Source organism: Burkholderia dolosa (assembly GCF_902499135.1).
Taxonomy (GTDB): Bacteria; Pseudomonadota; Gammaproteobacteria; order Burkholderiales; family Burkholderiaceae; genus Burkholderia; species Burkholderia dolosa.
The window spans coordinates 89591-103654 of record NZ_CABVPR010000011.1; the positions used below are offsets into that span (position 1 = coordinate 89591).

At 67.9% G+C, this 14064-nt stretch carries 12 protein-coding genes; 10 read left to right on the top strand and 2 right to left on the bottom strand.

All coding sequences use genetic code 11. The annotated features are described in order from the left end of the window. Positions 1-241: 241 nt before the first annotated feature. On the bottom strand, positions 242-2134 hold the full coding sequence (locus BUB20358_RS07700) for a bifunctional sugar phosphate isomerase/epimerase/4-hydroxyphenylpyruvate dioxygenase family protein (protein ID WP_035974589.1): 1893 nt from the start codon (positions 2132-2134) through the stop codon (positions 242-244). 255 nt (positions 2135-2389) lie between these two features. Here BUB20358_RS07700 and aroQ point away from each other — a divergent pair, with 255 nt between their 5' ends. The 3 genes from aroQ to BUB20358_RS07715 are packed head-to-tail and all read left to right on the top strand — an operon-like array spanning position 2390 to position 5060. Further along, the gene (gene aroQ, locus BUB20358_RS07705; RefSeq protein WP_006766505.1) at positions 2390-2845 is read left to right on the top strand and encodes a type II 3-dehydroquinate dehydratase; all 456 of its coding nucleotides are present in this window, start codon (positions 2390-2392) and stop codon (positions 2843-2845) included. Further along, entirely contained in the window at positions 2842-3696 is an 855-nt protein-coding gene (locus tag BUB20358_RS07710) for a shikimate dehydrogenase (protein ID WP_006766504.1), read from the top strand. Before aroQ ends, BUB20358_RS07710 begins: the two co-directional genes overlap by 4 nt. A gap of 32 nt (positions 3697-3728) precedes the next feature. Beyond that, positions 3729-5060, top strand: coding sequence for an MFS transporter (locus tag BUB20358_RS07715; RefSeq protein ID WP_006766503.1), 1332 nt, complete (start codon positions 3729-3731; stop codon positions 5058-5060). A 75-nt stretch (positions 5061-5135) separates the two neighbouring features. Here the strand turns inward: BUB20358_RS07715 and BUB20358_RS07720 are convergent, their stop codons facing one another. Continuing rightward, entirely contained in the window at positions 5136-6245 is a 1110-nt protein-coding gene (locus BUB20358_RS07720; protein WP_006766502.1) for a 2-aminoethylphosphonate--pyruvate transaminase, read from the bottom strand. A 303-nt stretch (positions 6246-6548) separates the two neighbouring features. On the opposite strand from BUB20358_RS07720, the gene phnS reads away from it, so the two are divergent. From phnS to BUB20358_RS07755, 7 genes are read left to right on the top strand one after another with little or no spacing between them, the layout of a single operon-like run. Next, positions 6549-7640: a 2-aminoethylphosphonate ABC transporter substrate-binding protein gene (gene phnS / locus BUB20358_RS07725; protein ID WP_006766501.1), complete on the top strand. Its 1092-nt coding sequence runs from the start codon at positions 6549-6551 to the stop codon at positions 7638-7640. A 34-nt stretch (positions 7641-7674) separates the two neighbouring features. Next, positions 7675-8778: a 2-aminoethylphosphonate ABC transport system ATP-binding subunit PhnT gene (phnT, locus tag BUB20358_RS07730; protein WP_006766500.1), complete on the top strand. Its 1104-nt coding sequence runs from the start codon at positions 7675-7677 to the stop codon at positions 8776-8778. Continuing rightward, positions 8756-9676: a 2-aminoethylphosphonate ABC transporter permease subunit gene (phnU, locus tag BUB20358_RS07735; protein ID WP_006766499.1), complete on the top strand. Its 921-nt coding sequence runs from the start codon at positions 8756-8758 to the stop codon at positions 9674-9676. The genes phnT and phnU overlap by 23 nt, the downstream gene beginning before the upstream one ends. Next, positions 9666-10526, top strand: a complete 861-nt coding sequence (gene phnV / locus BUB20358_RS07740) for a 2-aminoethylphosphonate ABC transport system, membrane component PhnV (RefSeq protein ID WP_035974586.1) — start codon at positions 9666-9668, stop codon at positions 10524-10526. Before phnU ends, phnV begins: the two co-directional genes overlap by 11 nt. Next, positions 10523-11827: a phosphonoacetate hydrolase gene (gene phnA / locus BUB20358_RS07745; protein ID WP_006766498.1), complete on the top strand. Its 1305-nt coding sequence runs from the start codon at positions 10523-10525 to the stop codon at positions 11825-11827. Before phnV ends, phnA begins: the two co-directional genes overlap by 4 nt. Next, entirely contained in the window at positions 11827-13281 is a 1455-nt protein-coding gene (gene phnY / locus BUB20358_RS07750) for a phosphonoacetaldehyde dehydrogenase (RefSeq protein ID WP_006766497.1), read from the top strand. Before phnA ends, phnY begins: the two co-directional genes overlap by 1 nt. 4 nt (positions 13282-13285) lie before the next feature. After that, positions 13286-13837, top strand: coding sequence for a phosphonate degradation HD-domain oxygenase (locus tag BUB20358_RS07755; RefSeq protein WP_035974584.1), 552 nt, complete (start codon positions 13286-13288; stop codon positions 13835-13837). The last annotated feature ends 227 nt before the right edge of the window (positions 13838-14064 follow it).

Here is a 14064-nt window from a genome sequence, read left to right on the forward strand (position 1 = left end):
GACTTAAGCGATTCTTAAAACAATGCGGGGCGATGTCGCGATGCGACAGTTCGCGTGTTACTGCGTGTAATGCGGGCCGGAGGGCGGTTCGGAGCTGCCGGCGTCGCCCGTGTCAGGCCGCGCGCGGACAGGCGACGCACCGTGATGGTGCGCCCCAGGCAGCGAGTAGACCGGCATCCGGCACCGACGGCCGACGTGCCGACGCGCCGACGTACCGACCGCGCCTGCCGACGTCGCCCGGCTATTTCCTCCGCTGCGCCTGCGCGGCGAGCCGCACGGCCGCATTCGCCGCGCCGTAGCCGTCGTATCCGCCGCGTCGTTCGACGATCTCGAACGAGAAGCGGTTGTCGACCAGTTCGGTGTACGCGTGCAGGAACTCGCCGCCGCGCTCGTCGCGGTCGTACAGCAAATGGTGCGCGCTCAGCGTGTCGATCAGGTCGTCCGGCAGCGCGTAGCGGGCCGCGAGATCGTCGTAGTAGTTCGGCGGGATTCGCAGGAACGGCACGCCGTCGGCGGCGAACGCGGCGATCGTCTTCACGATGTCGTCCGTGCGGAACGCGACGTGGTTCAGGCCGGTGCCGTGATAGCGGGCCAGCGATTCGGCGACGGCCGTATGGCGATCGACCGACGCGTTCAGCGCGATCCGGACCGAGCCGTCGGCGCTGCGCACCGCGCGGCTGCGCACGAGTCCGTACGGATCCGGCACGAGCCAGCTGCGCTCGGCCTCGAAGCCGAATGCCGTCTTGAAGAACAGGATCCACGTGTCGAGCGCGTCGGCGGGCAGTGCGAGGCATACGTGGTCGATGCCGGTCAGCGGGCCGACTTCGGTCGGACCGTCGATGTCGGTTAGCACGAAGTCGGATTCGTATAGCGTCGGCGCGTTCGGCGCTTCGTCGACGAAATACTCGAGACTTCCGTCCGGTGCCTTCACGCTCGGCAGCACGCGCTCGTTCGGTCCGACGCGGCCCGAAAACGGCGCGTAGCCGAAGCCCGCCGCGCGTTCGAACGCGACTTTCGCATCGTCGACGCGAAACGCCGACGCGCACAGCGACAGTCCGTGCTGCTGGAAGAACGCATCGGCGAACGAGTCGCGCTCCGCGTTCAGCACGATCGACGCAGCGCCGTGCTGGAACAGCGTGACGTCCTTCGACCGATGGCGGCCCGCGAGCCGGAAACGCATCCTGCCGAGCCATTCGCCGACGGTCGCGGCCGCTTGCGCGTCGACCGCGAATTCGATGAACTGGAATCCGACGTGCGCGGGCGCCGCCGGCGGCGCGAACAGCGGCTGATTCGCCGCGGGCGCGCGACCGTCCCGCGCGAGCCGCGCGCGCGTCGATTCTTCCAGATACAGCAGCGAACGGTAGCCGTCCGCGGCCGTCATCGCGGTCGGCGCCGCGCGGAACCCGTCGTTGAAGATCTCGAGCGACAACGGCCCCGTGTAGCCGGACTCGATCACGCGCGCGGTGAAGCCCGCGAGATCGAAATCGCCCTGGCCGGGGAACGACCGGTAATGGCGGCTCCATTCCAGCACGTCCATCGCGAGCTTCGGCGCGTCGGCAATCTGGACGAACGCGATCCGGTCGCCGGGAATGTCGGCGATCGCGTCCGGCGAGTCGTCGAGCGACAGCGTATGGAAGCTGTCGAGCGCAAGGCCGAGGTACGGACTGTTCACCGCGTTCACGAGCTTCCACGCATGCCCGTAGCGGTTGACGACGCGGCCCCACGCCAGCGCTTCGTATGCGGCGACCACGCCCGCCTGCCGCGCTGCCTCGGCCAGTGCGCCGAGCTGATCGACGAGCAGCGCGTCGTCCGCGATCGTGTCGGGCGACACGCTGCTGCAGACCAGAATGCGGTCGGTGCCGAGCGCATGCATCACGTCGAACTTGCGGCGGATGCGGTCGAGATTGCGCGCGAGCTGCGCGGCGCTGACGCCCTCGAAGTCGCGGAACGGCTGAAACAGCACGATGTCGAGGCCGAGATCGGCCGCCATGCGCCGGACGTCGGCGGGCGACCCGTCGAAGTAGACGAGGTCGTTTTCGAAGATTTCGACGCCGTCGAAGCCCGCGGCCTGGATGGCGGCGAGCTTCTCGGCGAGCGTGCCGGCCAGGGACACGGTAGCGATCGAGCGCTGCATGGGCGAATCCTGCGGAGAAGCGGGGGCGCCGCCTGCCGAACCGGCCCTGAATGAACCAGTCGTTGAATGACGCGCGGGCACCATATCCCGAATTTACTAGGTGAATGAAGTGGATTATACAAACTAACTAGATGGTACAAATAAGCGAAAACCCGAAAAGACAGCGCGGTCCTGCGGGCGCACACTAGCGGCCAATCCCGATGTATCGGGGCGGCGTCGGCTGCTTTCCGCCCCCGTTTTTGGAGCAGGATCACGATGAGCAAGCGCAAGGTGCTGGTGCTGAACGGCCCGAACCTGAATCTGCTGGGGACGCGCGAACCCCATATCTACGGTGCGGAAACCCTCGCCGACGTCGAACGGCGCTGCCGCGCGGCCGGCGAGCGGCTCGGGCTCGACATCGAGTTTCGCCAGTCCAATGCCGAGCATCAGCTGATCGACTGGCTGCATGCCGCGCGTCACGACACGCACGGCGTCGTGATCAATCCGGCTGCGTACACGCACACGTCCGTCGCGATCGCCGACGCGCTTTCCGCGATCGCGAAGCCCGTGATCGAAGTGCATATCTCGAACGTGCATCGGCGCGAAGCGTTCCGGCACCATTCGTATGTATCGGCGGTCGCCGAAGCGGTGATCTGCGGCTGCGGCACCGAAGGCTACGAATTTGCGCTGCAGCGTCTGGCGACGCTGTTTGCGCAGGAGGCCGCGCAATGAGCCGTCCGTCGTTTCTGATCGGCCTGATCGGCCAGGGCATCGGCGGCTCGCTGTCGCCGGCGATGCACGAGGAAGAAGGATTCCGGCAGGGATTCGGCTACGTCTATCGGCGCATCGATCTCGATGTGCTCGGCGTCACCGTCGATGCGCTGCCGCAACTGCTCGATGCCGCCCAGCGCATGGGCTACAACGGGCTCAACATCACGCACCCGTGCAAGCAGCGCGTGATCGAGCATCTCGACGCATTGTCGGACGATGCGCGCGCGCTCGGCGCGGTCAATACCGTGCTGTTCAAGGACGGCAAGCGGATCGGCCACAACACCGACTGGTCCGGTTTCGCGAAATCGTTCCGTCGCGGGTTGCCGGGCGCATCGCTCGAGCGCGTCGTGCAGCTCGGCGCGGGCGGCGCGGGCGCGGCCGTCGCGCATGCGGCATTGCAGATGGGCGCGGCCGAGCTGACGATCTTCGACGTCGACGGCGCGCGTGCCGTCGCACTCGCGGGCGAACTGCAGCAGCGCTTTCCGGCCGCACGCGTCGCGTCCGGCGACGACCTCGCGGCCGCGATGCGCGCGGCGACCGGCCTGATCCACGCGACACCCACCGGCATGCTCAAGCATCCGGGCCTGCCGCTGCCGGCCGAGCTGCTTCGCGCGGGGATGTGGGTGGCCGACATCGTGTATTTCCCGCTCGAAACCGAACTGATCCGCGCCGCGCGCGCGGCCGGCTGCGCGACGCTTCCGGGCGGCGGGATGGCCGTCTATCAGGCGGTCGACGCGTTCGAGATCTTCACCGGACGCACACCGGACGCCGAACGGATGTTCGAACACTTTCAGTCGCTCGTCGCGCGCTGACCCCATCGACAAAAAGAGACCAGGAGACGACCATGCAGCACACCACGCACACGAACGCCGCGCCGGCGCAGGCGGCCGGCACGGTCCGCCGCACGTCGGCGCGCTACAAGATTCTCGCGCTGCTCGCGATCGGCACGATGATCAACTACCTCGACCGCACCGTGCTGGGGGTCGCTGCGCCGCAGCTCACGAAGGAGCTCGGCATCAACGCGGCCGTGATGGGCATCATGTTCTCCGCGTTCTCGTGGACGTACGTCGCGATGCAGGTGCCCGGCGGCCTCTTTCTCGATCGCTTCGGCAGCAAGATCACGTACTACTGGTCGATGACGCTGTGGTCGCTGTGCACGTTCCTGCAAGGCTTCGTGCCGGGCGTCGCGACGCTGCTCGCGTGCCGGCTGGGCCTGGGTGTCACAGAGGCGCCGTGCTTCCCGACCAACAGCCGCGTCGTCGCGACGTGGTTCCCGCAGAACGAGCGCGCGATGGCGACCGGCACCTACACGGTCGGCGAATACATCGGGCTCGCATTCTTCAGTCCGGTGCTGTTCGCGCTGATGGGCGCGTTCGGCTGGCGCTCGCTGTTCTGGGTCGTCGGCGCGGTCGGCATCGCGTTCGGCTTCGTGTGGTGGAAGTTCTATCACGAGCCGCGCAACCATCCGGGCGCGAATGCGGAGGAACTCGCGTACATCGAGGCGGGCGGCGGCCTCGTGCAGCGCGCGCGCAAGGACGACAAGCCCGCGCAGAGCAAATTCAGCTGGGCGATGGCCGGCCGGCTGCTGAAGAAGCGCCAGCTCGCGGGCATCTGCCTCGGCCAGTTCGCCGGCAACTCGACGCTCGTGTTCTTCCTGACCTGGTTCCCGACGTATCTGGCAACCGAGCGTCACATGGGCTGGCTGAAGATCGGCTTCTTCGCGGTGATGCCGTTCATCGCCGCGTCGGTCGGCGTGATGTTCGGCGGGATTTTCTCGGACTGGCTGCTGCGTCGCGGCAAGTCCGCCAACCTCGCGCGGAAGCTGCCGATCATCGCGGGGCTGCTGCTCGCGTCGACGATCATTCTCGCGAACTACGTGCAAAGCAACGAGGCCGTGATCGCGATCATGTCGGTCGCATTCTTCGCGCAGGGGATGGCGGCGCTCGGCTGGACGCTCGTGTCGGACATCGCGCCGGACGGCCTGCTCGGCGTGACCGGCGGCATCTTCAACTTCGCGGCGAACCTCGCGGGGATCGTCACGCCGCTCGTCGTCGGCTTCATCGTCGCGTCGACCGGGTCGTTCGTCGGCGCGCTCGTGTTCATCGGCGCGATCGCGCTGGTCGGTGCGCTGTCGTACATCTTCGTCGTCGGCGACATCAAGCGGATCGAACTGTAAGCACCGGCTCCAAGCACGTTCGGTGCACTCGCCCGGCAGCCGATCGGCTGCCGGTTTTTTTTGTTTGCGCGGCGCTTAGGCGCGCCGTACGGCAATGCCGAGCGATTCGGTCGCGTGCGCGATCGCGACGACTGCACGTTTGACGTCGTCGGCGTCGATCGCGCCGATGCAGCCGACGCGGAACGTGTCGAGCCGCGTGAGCTTGCCCGGATACAGGATGAAGCCCGCATCGCGCACCGCATCGTAGAAGCGGCGGAAGTCGTACGCAGGATGATCGGGCGCGTGGAACGTGACGATCACCGGTGCCTGCACGCGCGCGTCGAGGAACGGCACGAAGCCGAGCGCGCGCATCGATTCGACGAGCGTGCGGCAGTTGCGCGCATAGCGTGCGCCGCGCGCGGGCTGGCCGCCTTCGGCGAGGTACTGGTCGAGCGCGGCGCGCAGCGCGGCGACCACGTGCGTCGGCGGCGTGAAGCGCCACTGGCCGGTGCTGCGCAGGTACGCGTACTGATCGTGCAGATCGAGGGCGAGCGACGGCGAGTGGCGTGCGCTCGCGTCGAGCGCATCGCGCCGCACGATCGCGAAACCCATCCCCGGCACGCCTTCGAGGCATTTGCCGCTCGCCGAGATCAGCGCGTCGATGCCGCTGTCTTCGAGCGAAATCGGCAGCGCGCCGAACGAGCTCATGGCGTCGACGATCAGCCGCTTGCCGTGCCGCCGGCAGATCGCCGCGATGTCGTCGAGCGGATTGAGGATGCCGGCGCTCGTCTCGAGATGCACGAGCGCGACGTGCGTGATGCGCGGCTCGCGCTCGAACGCCGCTTCGACCGCGTCCGGATCGACTGCGGCGTCTTCGTCGAACGGCAGCGCGATCGCATCGCGGCCGAGCCGTTCGAGAATCTTCAGTATCCGCGCGCAATACGCGCCGTTGTCGGGCACCAGCACCACGCCGTCGCGCGGCACCAGCGTGCCGAGCGCCGCCTCGACCGCGAACGTGCCGCTGCCCTGCATCGGCACGCACACGTACGCATCGCCGCCGCGCGCGATCGCGACGAGGTCCGCACAGACGCTCGCGGTCAGCCGATTGAACGCGGCATCCCACGATCCCCAGTCGTGTTGCATTGCGTGGCGTGTCGTGGCGGACGTGGTGAGCGGGCCGGGCGTCAGCAGGATCGGGTCGCGCATCGTTTTGCTCCAGCAAGGTTCGAAAGAAACGCCGGACGGCATGTCCGAAGGATGTGCATGATATTGGCGAAATGTGTCATTTATTGGCAATCGGCGCGTTCGTCACGGCTTTGTCATCGAACGCTGTGATCCTTCGATTGCCGCGCGAGACCGTTGCTGCGCGGAGGCGAGGCTAGCCGGTTGTCGGCTTGCCCGGATCGACAACCGCATTCCAGAAGGCCGGAGCCGCGCCGACGCGCGTGCTGCGGCCGACAGAGCCGGACGCGCGCCGGCCGTTTGGTGTTCCGCCTACGGAGAAGTGAGATGACACTGCAGAGTTCCCCGCGCGCCGCTGCCGGCGCGTTCCGCAAGCTCGCGCTGGCCGCCTGCGCGGCCGGGCTGCTGCAAGGCGTCGCGTTGTCCGCGCATGCGGCGAACGCGGTGGTCCTCTACACGGCGGACGGTCTCGAGAATCTGTATCGCGACGTGCTGCCGGCGTTCGAAAAGAAGGAAGGCGTGAAGGTCAACATCGTGACGGCGGGCAGCGGCGAAGTCGTGAACCGCGCGAACATCGAGAAGAATTCGCCGAAGGCGGACGTGATCGTCACGCTGCCGCCGTTCATCCAGCAGGCGGGCCAGATGGGCCTGCTGCAGCCGTACCGGAGCGTGAACTACAAGAACGTGCCGGCGGTCGCGAAGGCCGAGGACGGCACGTGGGCGACGTTCGTGAACAACTATTTCTCGTTCGCGATCAATCCCGACGTCGTGAAGAACCAGCCGAAGACGTTCGCCGACCTGCTGTCGCCCAGCTACGCGGGCAAGGTCGCGTATTCGAACCCCGCGACCGCGGGCGACGGGATGGCCGTGCTGATCCTGACGACCACGCTGATGGGCGAGGACAACGCGTTCGATTACCTCGCGAAGCTGTCGCAGAGCGTGAAGTTTCATACGAAAGGCACCGGCTATCTGAACGTGCTGCTGTCGCGCAACGAAATCAGCGTCGCGAACGGCGACCTGCAGATGGATCTCGACGACGCCGAGCACGGCGCGCTATCCGTCAAGCCGATCTTTCTCGCGGCGAAGGAAGGCGACCAGCCGACCACGTTCCAGCTCCCGTACGGCATCGGCCTGATCAAGAGCGGCCCGAACCAGGACGCCGGCAAGAAGCTGATCGACTATCTGATGTCGACGGAAGTGCAGTCGAAGGTCCCGGACATGTACGGGATCCCCGGCCGCACCGACGTGCCGCTCGCCGGCAAGAACGGCGAAGCCGTGAAGAAGGCGATCGCCGGCGTGAAGCTGATTCCGGTCGACTGGAACCAGGTGATGGCGAAGAAGCCGGTGTGGATCGAGCGCTGGAAGAAGGACGTGATCGGCAGCTCGGGCAAGCAGCTCGACGTCGTCAAGCCGAAGTGAGCGGCGCACGCTGCCCGTATCCGTGAGCGACAGCATGAATCCGGTGGAAACCGCTCTGACCCATCCCGGCGCATTCGGCGCCGCCGAGCCGCACGCGACGCTGCGCGCCGGCGCGCCGGGCGGCGTGCAGATCGAGCATCTGAGCGTGCGCTACGGCGAACGCACGGTGCTCGACGATCTGTCGCTGTCGATCGGCGCCGGCGAGCTTCTGACCGTGCTCGGCAAGAGCGGCTGCGGCAAGACCACGTTGCTGCGCTTCATCGCCGGATTCGTGAAGGCCGACGGCCTGACCGGCACGCTGACTGTCGCCGGGCGCGACCTCACGTACGTGCCGCCGCACAAGCGCAACCTCGGCCTGCTGTTCCAGAGCTATGCGCTGTTTCCGCATCTGTCGGTATTCGAGAACGTCGCGTTCGGGCTGCGCGCGCGCGGGATGGCGTCGGCGGAAGTGACGCGCCGCGTCGCCGACGCGCTGAAGCTCGTGCAGCTCGGCGACGCAGGCCACCATCTGCCCGCGCAGCTGTCGGGCGGGATGCAGCAGCGCGTCGCGCTCGCGCGCGCACTCGTGATCGAGCCGGACGTGCTGCTGCTCGACGAACCGCTGTCCGCGCTCGACGCCAACCTGCGCGCGTCGGTGCGCAGCGAGTTGAAGGCGCTGCACGAGCGCCTGCCGGATCTGACCGTCGTATGCGTGACGCACGACCGCGACGACGCGCTCGTGCTGTCCGATCGCGCGCTGCTGATGCGCGATGGCCGCATCGCGCAGCTCGGCACGCCGCAGCAGCTGTACGACGCGCCGCACGACGGCTATGTCGCGCGCTACCTCGGCCCGGCGAACCTGCTGCCGCCGCGCGTGATCTTCCCGCTCGGCGATCCGCGCCACGACGTGCGCGACAAGGTCGCGTGCGTGCGCCCCGAGCGTCTGACCGTCATGCCGCTCGCGGCCGGCGGCCTGCACGGCACGGTATCGTCCGTCGAATGGCAGGGCGCGGACCTGTCGATCGCGGTCGTGATCGATGCGGCGCCCGACGAACCCGTGCGCGTCACGATGCAGCGCGGCCGCGGCGCGGCGCCCGAGCGCGGCGCGCGCGTTTCCCTGCATTGCGAGACCGACGATGTCGTCCTTGTCGAGCCCTGAAGCCGGTCGGCCGCCGGCCGCGCTTGCATCGGCCGCCGCGCACGCGGCCGTCGCGCGGCGCCGCGCGCGCATCGGCGACCTGCATCTGATCGCACTCGCGATCGTCGTGCTGGGTCCGCTCGTCGTGTATCCGCTGGTGCGGCTCGTGCTGCTCAGCGTGTCCGGCGATCACGGGCTCAGCCTCGCCGCGTATCGGACGTTCTTCGGCAATCCCGACACGCGTCACGTGCTGCTCGCGACGCTCGGCGTGCTGTTCGCGAGCGCCGGCACCGCATCGGTGTTCGGCGTGCTGCTCGCCGCGCTGCTGTTCTTCAAGCCGTTCCCGGGCGCGTCGCTCGTCACGCGCTTCCTCGAGTTGTACGTCGCGTTTCCGTCGTTCCTCGTCGCGTTCACGCTGATCTTCCTGTACGGCTCGCAAGGCGCGATCAGCATCGCGCTGCAGCACCTGCTGCATCTCGACGAGCCGCCGCTCGACTTCCTGTTCGGCATCGGCGGCGTGATTCTCGCGCAGACCGTGTTCTATACGCCGTTCGTCGTGCGGCCGACGCTCGCGTCGTTCGCGACGCTCGACCTGCGCATCGTCGAAGCCGCGCGCAGCCTCGGCGCGTCCGGCTGGATGCTCGCGCGCCGCGTCGTGCTGCCGATCGCGTGGCCCGGCATCGCCGCCGGCACCGTGCTGTGCTTCCTGCTGACGCTGAACGAGTTCGGCATTCTGCTCGTGCTCGGCAGTGCGCGGCTGGTCACGCTGCCGGTCGCGATCTACAGCAGCGCGACCGTCGATCTCGATCTGCCGACCGCGTCGGCCGGCGCGGTCGCGATGCTCGTGCTGTCGCTCGCGCTGTACGCGGTGTATCGCCGGGTCGACCGGCGCGCGACGGGAGGCAACGATGTCCGCTGAATTCGGTATCGGCCGCGCGGTGCCGCGTCATCCGATCGGCTGGCGCGACACGGTGCTCAAGCATGCGTCGCGCGTCGCGCTCGCGCTTGCCGTTTTCGCGTGCTTCTGGCTGTTCGTGCTGCCCGTGATCGTCGTCGCGCTGTCCAGCGTGTCGACGCAGTGGTCGGGCACGATTCTGCCGGCCGGCTACAGCCTGCGCTGGTTCGAGCGGCTCGGGCCGCCCGAATACGACGCGCTGCTGACGAGCCTCGAGATCGGCTTCGGCGTGTCGGCGATCGGTACGATCGTCGGGCTGTGGCTCGCGCTCGCGCTCGAAGGGCGCGACCGGCGCGGCGTCGGCGCAATCGTCGATGCGCTCGTGATGGTGCCGAACGGCGTGCCGAGCGTCGTGCTCGGGCTCGCGGTGCTGATCGCGTATCACCGCAAGCCGGTCGATCTGTCGAGCTCGGCGGCGATCGTCGTGCTCGTGCAGCTCGCGCTGATTCTGCCGTTCTGCTATCGCTGCGCGGCCGCTGCGCTGCGTCCGGAGCTGACCGTGCTGCGCGAAGCGGCCGCGAGCCTCGGTGCGCCGCCCGCGATGGTGCTGCGCCGCGTGCTGCTGCCGCAGCTCGTGCCGGCGCTGCGCGCCAGCGTCGCGCTCGGCTTCGCGCTGTCGCTCGGCGAGCTCGGCGCGACGCTGACCGTCTATCCGCCCGGCTTCGCGACCGTGCCGATCGTCGTGATCGGCCAGGTCGAGCGCGGCTATTACCTGCCGGCGTCCGCGCTGTCGCTGCTGATGCTGGCCGCGTCGCTCGCGGCGCTGCTGCTGATCGCGGCGCGCGTGCCGCGCGGACATCGGGCCGCGCGATGAACGCCGCATTCGCGTTGCGGCTGCCCGGCGACGTCGCATCGAGCGATGCGGCGACCGCTTTCGCAGAGCGATTCGTCGACGTCAACGGCCGCCGCTATCGGTTGCCGGTCGAGCCGACCGTCGTCGTCTGCGTCGACGGTTGCGAATACGACTATCTCGACTGCGCGGTGCGGGCCGGCGTCGCGCCGTTCATCGGCCGGATGATCGCGGAAGGCACGGCGTGGCGCGCCGACTGCGTCGTGCCGAGCTTCACGAATCCGAACAACGTGTCGATCGTGTGCGGCGTGCCGCCGTCCGTACACGGGATCTGCGGCAACTATTTCTGGGATGCGTCCGCGGACGGCGGACGCGGCGCCGAAGTGATGATGAACGACCCGGCCTATCTGCGAGCCGGCACGCTGCTCGCGGCGGCGGCCGACGCCGGCGCACGCGTGGCGGTCGTGACCGCGAAGGACAAGCTGCGCCGGCTGCTCGGCTGGCAGCTGAACGGCATCTACTTTTCCGCGGAGAAGGCTGCGCAGGCGAATCTCGCGGAAAACGGAATCGCCGACGTGCTCGACTGGGTCGGGCTGCCGTCGCCGGACGTCTACAGCGCGGCGCTGTCAGAGTTCGTGTTCGCGGCCGGCGTGCGGCTCGCACAGACCCGGCAGGTCGACTTGATGTATCTGTCGACGACCGACTACGTGCAGCACAAGTGCGCACCGGGCAGCGCCGGTGCGAACGCGTTCTACGCGATGATGGACGGCTACCTCGCGCGGCTCGATGCGCTCGGCTGGGCGATCGGGCTCACCGCCGATCACGGGATGAACGCGAAGCACGATCGCGACACCGGCCGGCCGAACGTCGTCTATCTGCAGGATGCGTTGGACGCATGGTTCGGCGCGCGCGCCGCGCGCGTGATCCTGCCGATCACGGATCCGTACGTCGTGCACCACGGCGCGCTCGGCTCGTTCGCGACCGTCTATCTCGCGGCGGGCGTCGACCGGGTCGACGCGATGTGGCGTATCGCAGGCATCGACGGCGTCGAGCTCGTGCTCGACAACGCGGAAGCCGCCGCGCGTTTCGAATTGCCCGCTGACAGGATCGGCGATCTGGTCGTGATCGCGCGTCGCGACATGACGCTCGGCACGCGCGAGCGCGAACATGATCTGTCCGGGCTGACCGTGCCGCTGCGTTCGCACGGCGGCGTGTCGGAGCAGGAAGTGCCGCTGCTGTTCAATCGCCGGATCGAACGGCGCGATCCGGCGCTCCGTCTGCGCAACTTCGACGTGTTCGATTTCGCGCTGAACCGGGTCGCATGATGATTGCGCATCCTCGCCACGATCACCCGGCATTTCGCGCCGAGACGCTGCGCTGGTGCGGCACGCATGCGGCGCGCTCGCGCAGCTTCGACGTGACGGACCCTTATACCGGCATGCGGGTCGGCACCGCGCCGCTCGCGAGCGTCGACGACGTGCGCGCGGCATTCGACTATGCGCTCGCATACCGGCCGGCGCTCACGCGCTACGAGCGTTCGCAGATCCTCGAGCGGGCGGCCGTGCTGCTGCGCGAGCGCACCGAACAGGCGTCCGATCTGATCACGCTCGAATCGGGCCTGTCGAAGCAGGACTCCCGCTACGAGATCGGCCGCGTCGCCGACGTGCTGAAGTTCGCGTCGGTCGAGGCGCTGCGCGACGACGCGCAGAGCTTTTCGTGCGACCTGACGCCTCACGGCAAGGCACGGCGCGTGTTCTCGCAGCGGCAGCCGCTCGACGGCGCGATCGTCGCGATCACGCCGTTCAATCATCCGATGAACCAGGTCGCGCACAAGATCGCGCCGGCGATCGCGACCAACAATCGCGTGATCGTGAAGCCGTCGGAGAAGGTGCCGCTGTCGGCGTTCTATCTGGCCGACCTGCTGTACGAAGCCGGGCTGCCGGCGCCGATGCTGCAGGTGCTGACCGGCGATCCGCGCGAGATCGCGGACGAACTCGTCACGCATCCGCACGCGGCGCTGATTACGTTTACCGGCGGCGTGTCGATCGGCAAGGCGATCGCCGCGCGCGCGGGCTATCGACGCGTCGTGCTCGAGCTCGGCGGCAACGATCCGCTGATCGTCCTCGAAGACGCGGATCTCGACCGTGCCGCATCGCTCGCCGTCGCCGGTTCGTACCGGAATTCGGGGCAGCGCTGCACGGCCGTCAAGCGGATACTCGTGCAGCGCTCGGTCGCATCCGCATTCACTGAAAGGCTCGTCGAGAAGACGCGCGCATGGAAGTACGGCGATCCGTTCGATCCGGCGAACGATATGGGGACGGTGATCGTCGAGTCGGCCGCGCGGCTGTTCGAGGCGCGGGTCGACGACGCGATCGCGCGGGGTGCGCGGCTGCTGACCGGCAACGTGCGGCGCGGCGCGCTTTATGCGCCGACGGTGCTCGACGGCGTCGATCCGTCGATGACGCTCGTGCGCGAGGAAACGTTCGGCCCCGTGTCGCCCGTCATCGCGTTCGACACGATCGACGACGCGATCCGGATCAGCAACGGCACGCCGTTCGGGCTGTCGTCGGGCGTGTGCACGGACAGCGCGGCGGCGATCGTCCGGTTCGTGAACGAGCTGAACGTCGGCACCGTGAACGTATGGGAAGTGCCGGGCTATCGAATCGAGCTGACGCCGTTCGGCGGCATCAAGGACTCCGGGCTGGGATACAAGGAAGGCGTTCAGGAGGCGATGAAGAGCTTCACGAATTTGAAGACCTTTTCGCTGCCTTGGGAGTGAGCGAATGGCATTGACGATAGAGGCGATCCGCGGGCTGTATCGCGAGCACGGCCATGTCGCGTACAGCGGGGAGCCGGTGACGCAGCTCGAGCATGCGCTGCAGAGCGGATCGCTGGCGGAAGAGGCCGACGCCGACGAGGCGCTGGTTGCGGCCGCGTTCCTGCACGATCTCGGACATCTGCTGAATCGTCAGGGCGAGACGCCGAGCGCGCGCGGCGTCGACGATCTGCATCAGTATTTCGTGCTGCCCTTTCTGCGGCCGCTGTTTTCGGACGCGGTGCTCGAGCCGATCCGGCTGCACGTCGACGCGAAGCGCTGCCTGTGCCGAACGGACGCCGGCTATGCGGAGCGCCTGTCGCCGGACTCGGTGCGCAGCCTGGCGCTGCAGGGTGGAATCTTCAGTGAAGAGGAGGCCGCAGCGTTCCTGCAGCGCCCATTCGCGGACGATGCGTTGCGTTTGAGGCGCTGGGACGATGCGGCGAAGGAAGCGGGGAAGACGACGCCGGATCTCGATCACTATATGGAGATCGTCGCGCGCCAGGCGCGCATGACCTGACGGTTCGGGTGCTTGTGTTTATATGTTTATCGCCCCGCACGCGGCAGTGTGCGGGGCGATAAATTTTTTCGGGAAACCCCTTGCGCGGACAGGAACGTGTGCTTAGAATCACGCCTCTTTCGCGCCACCGGCAACACGGCGGTGCGGGAGGGGGAAGCGAAGCTGAGCGAGGTCATGTAGTAGCGGCCACGCGGAGCCCCGAAGCCGACACGATGGTCACGACGCAG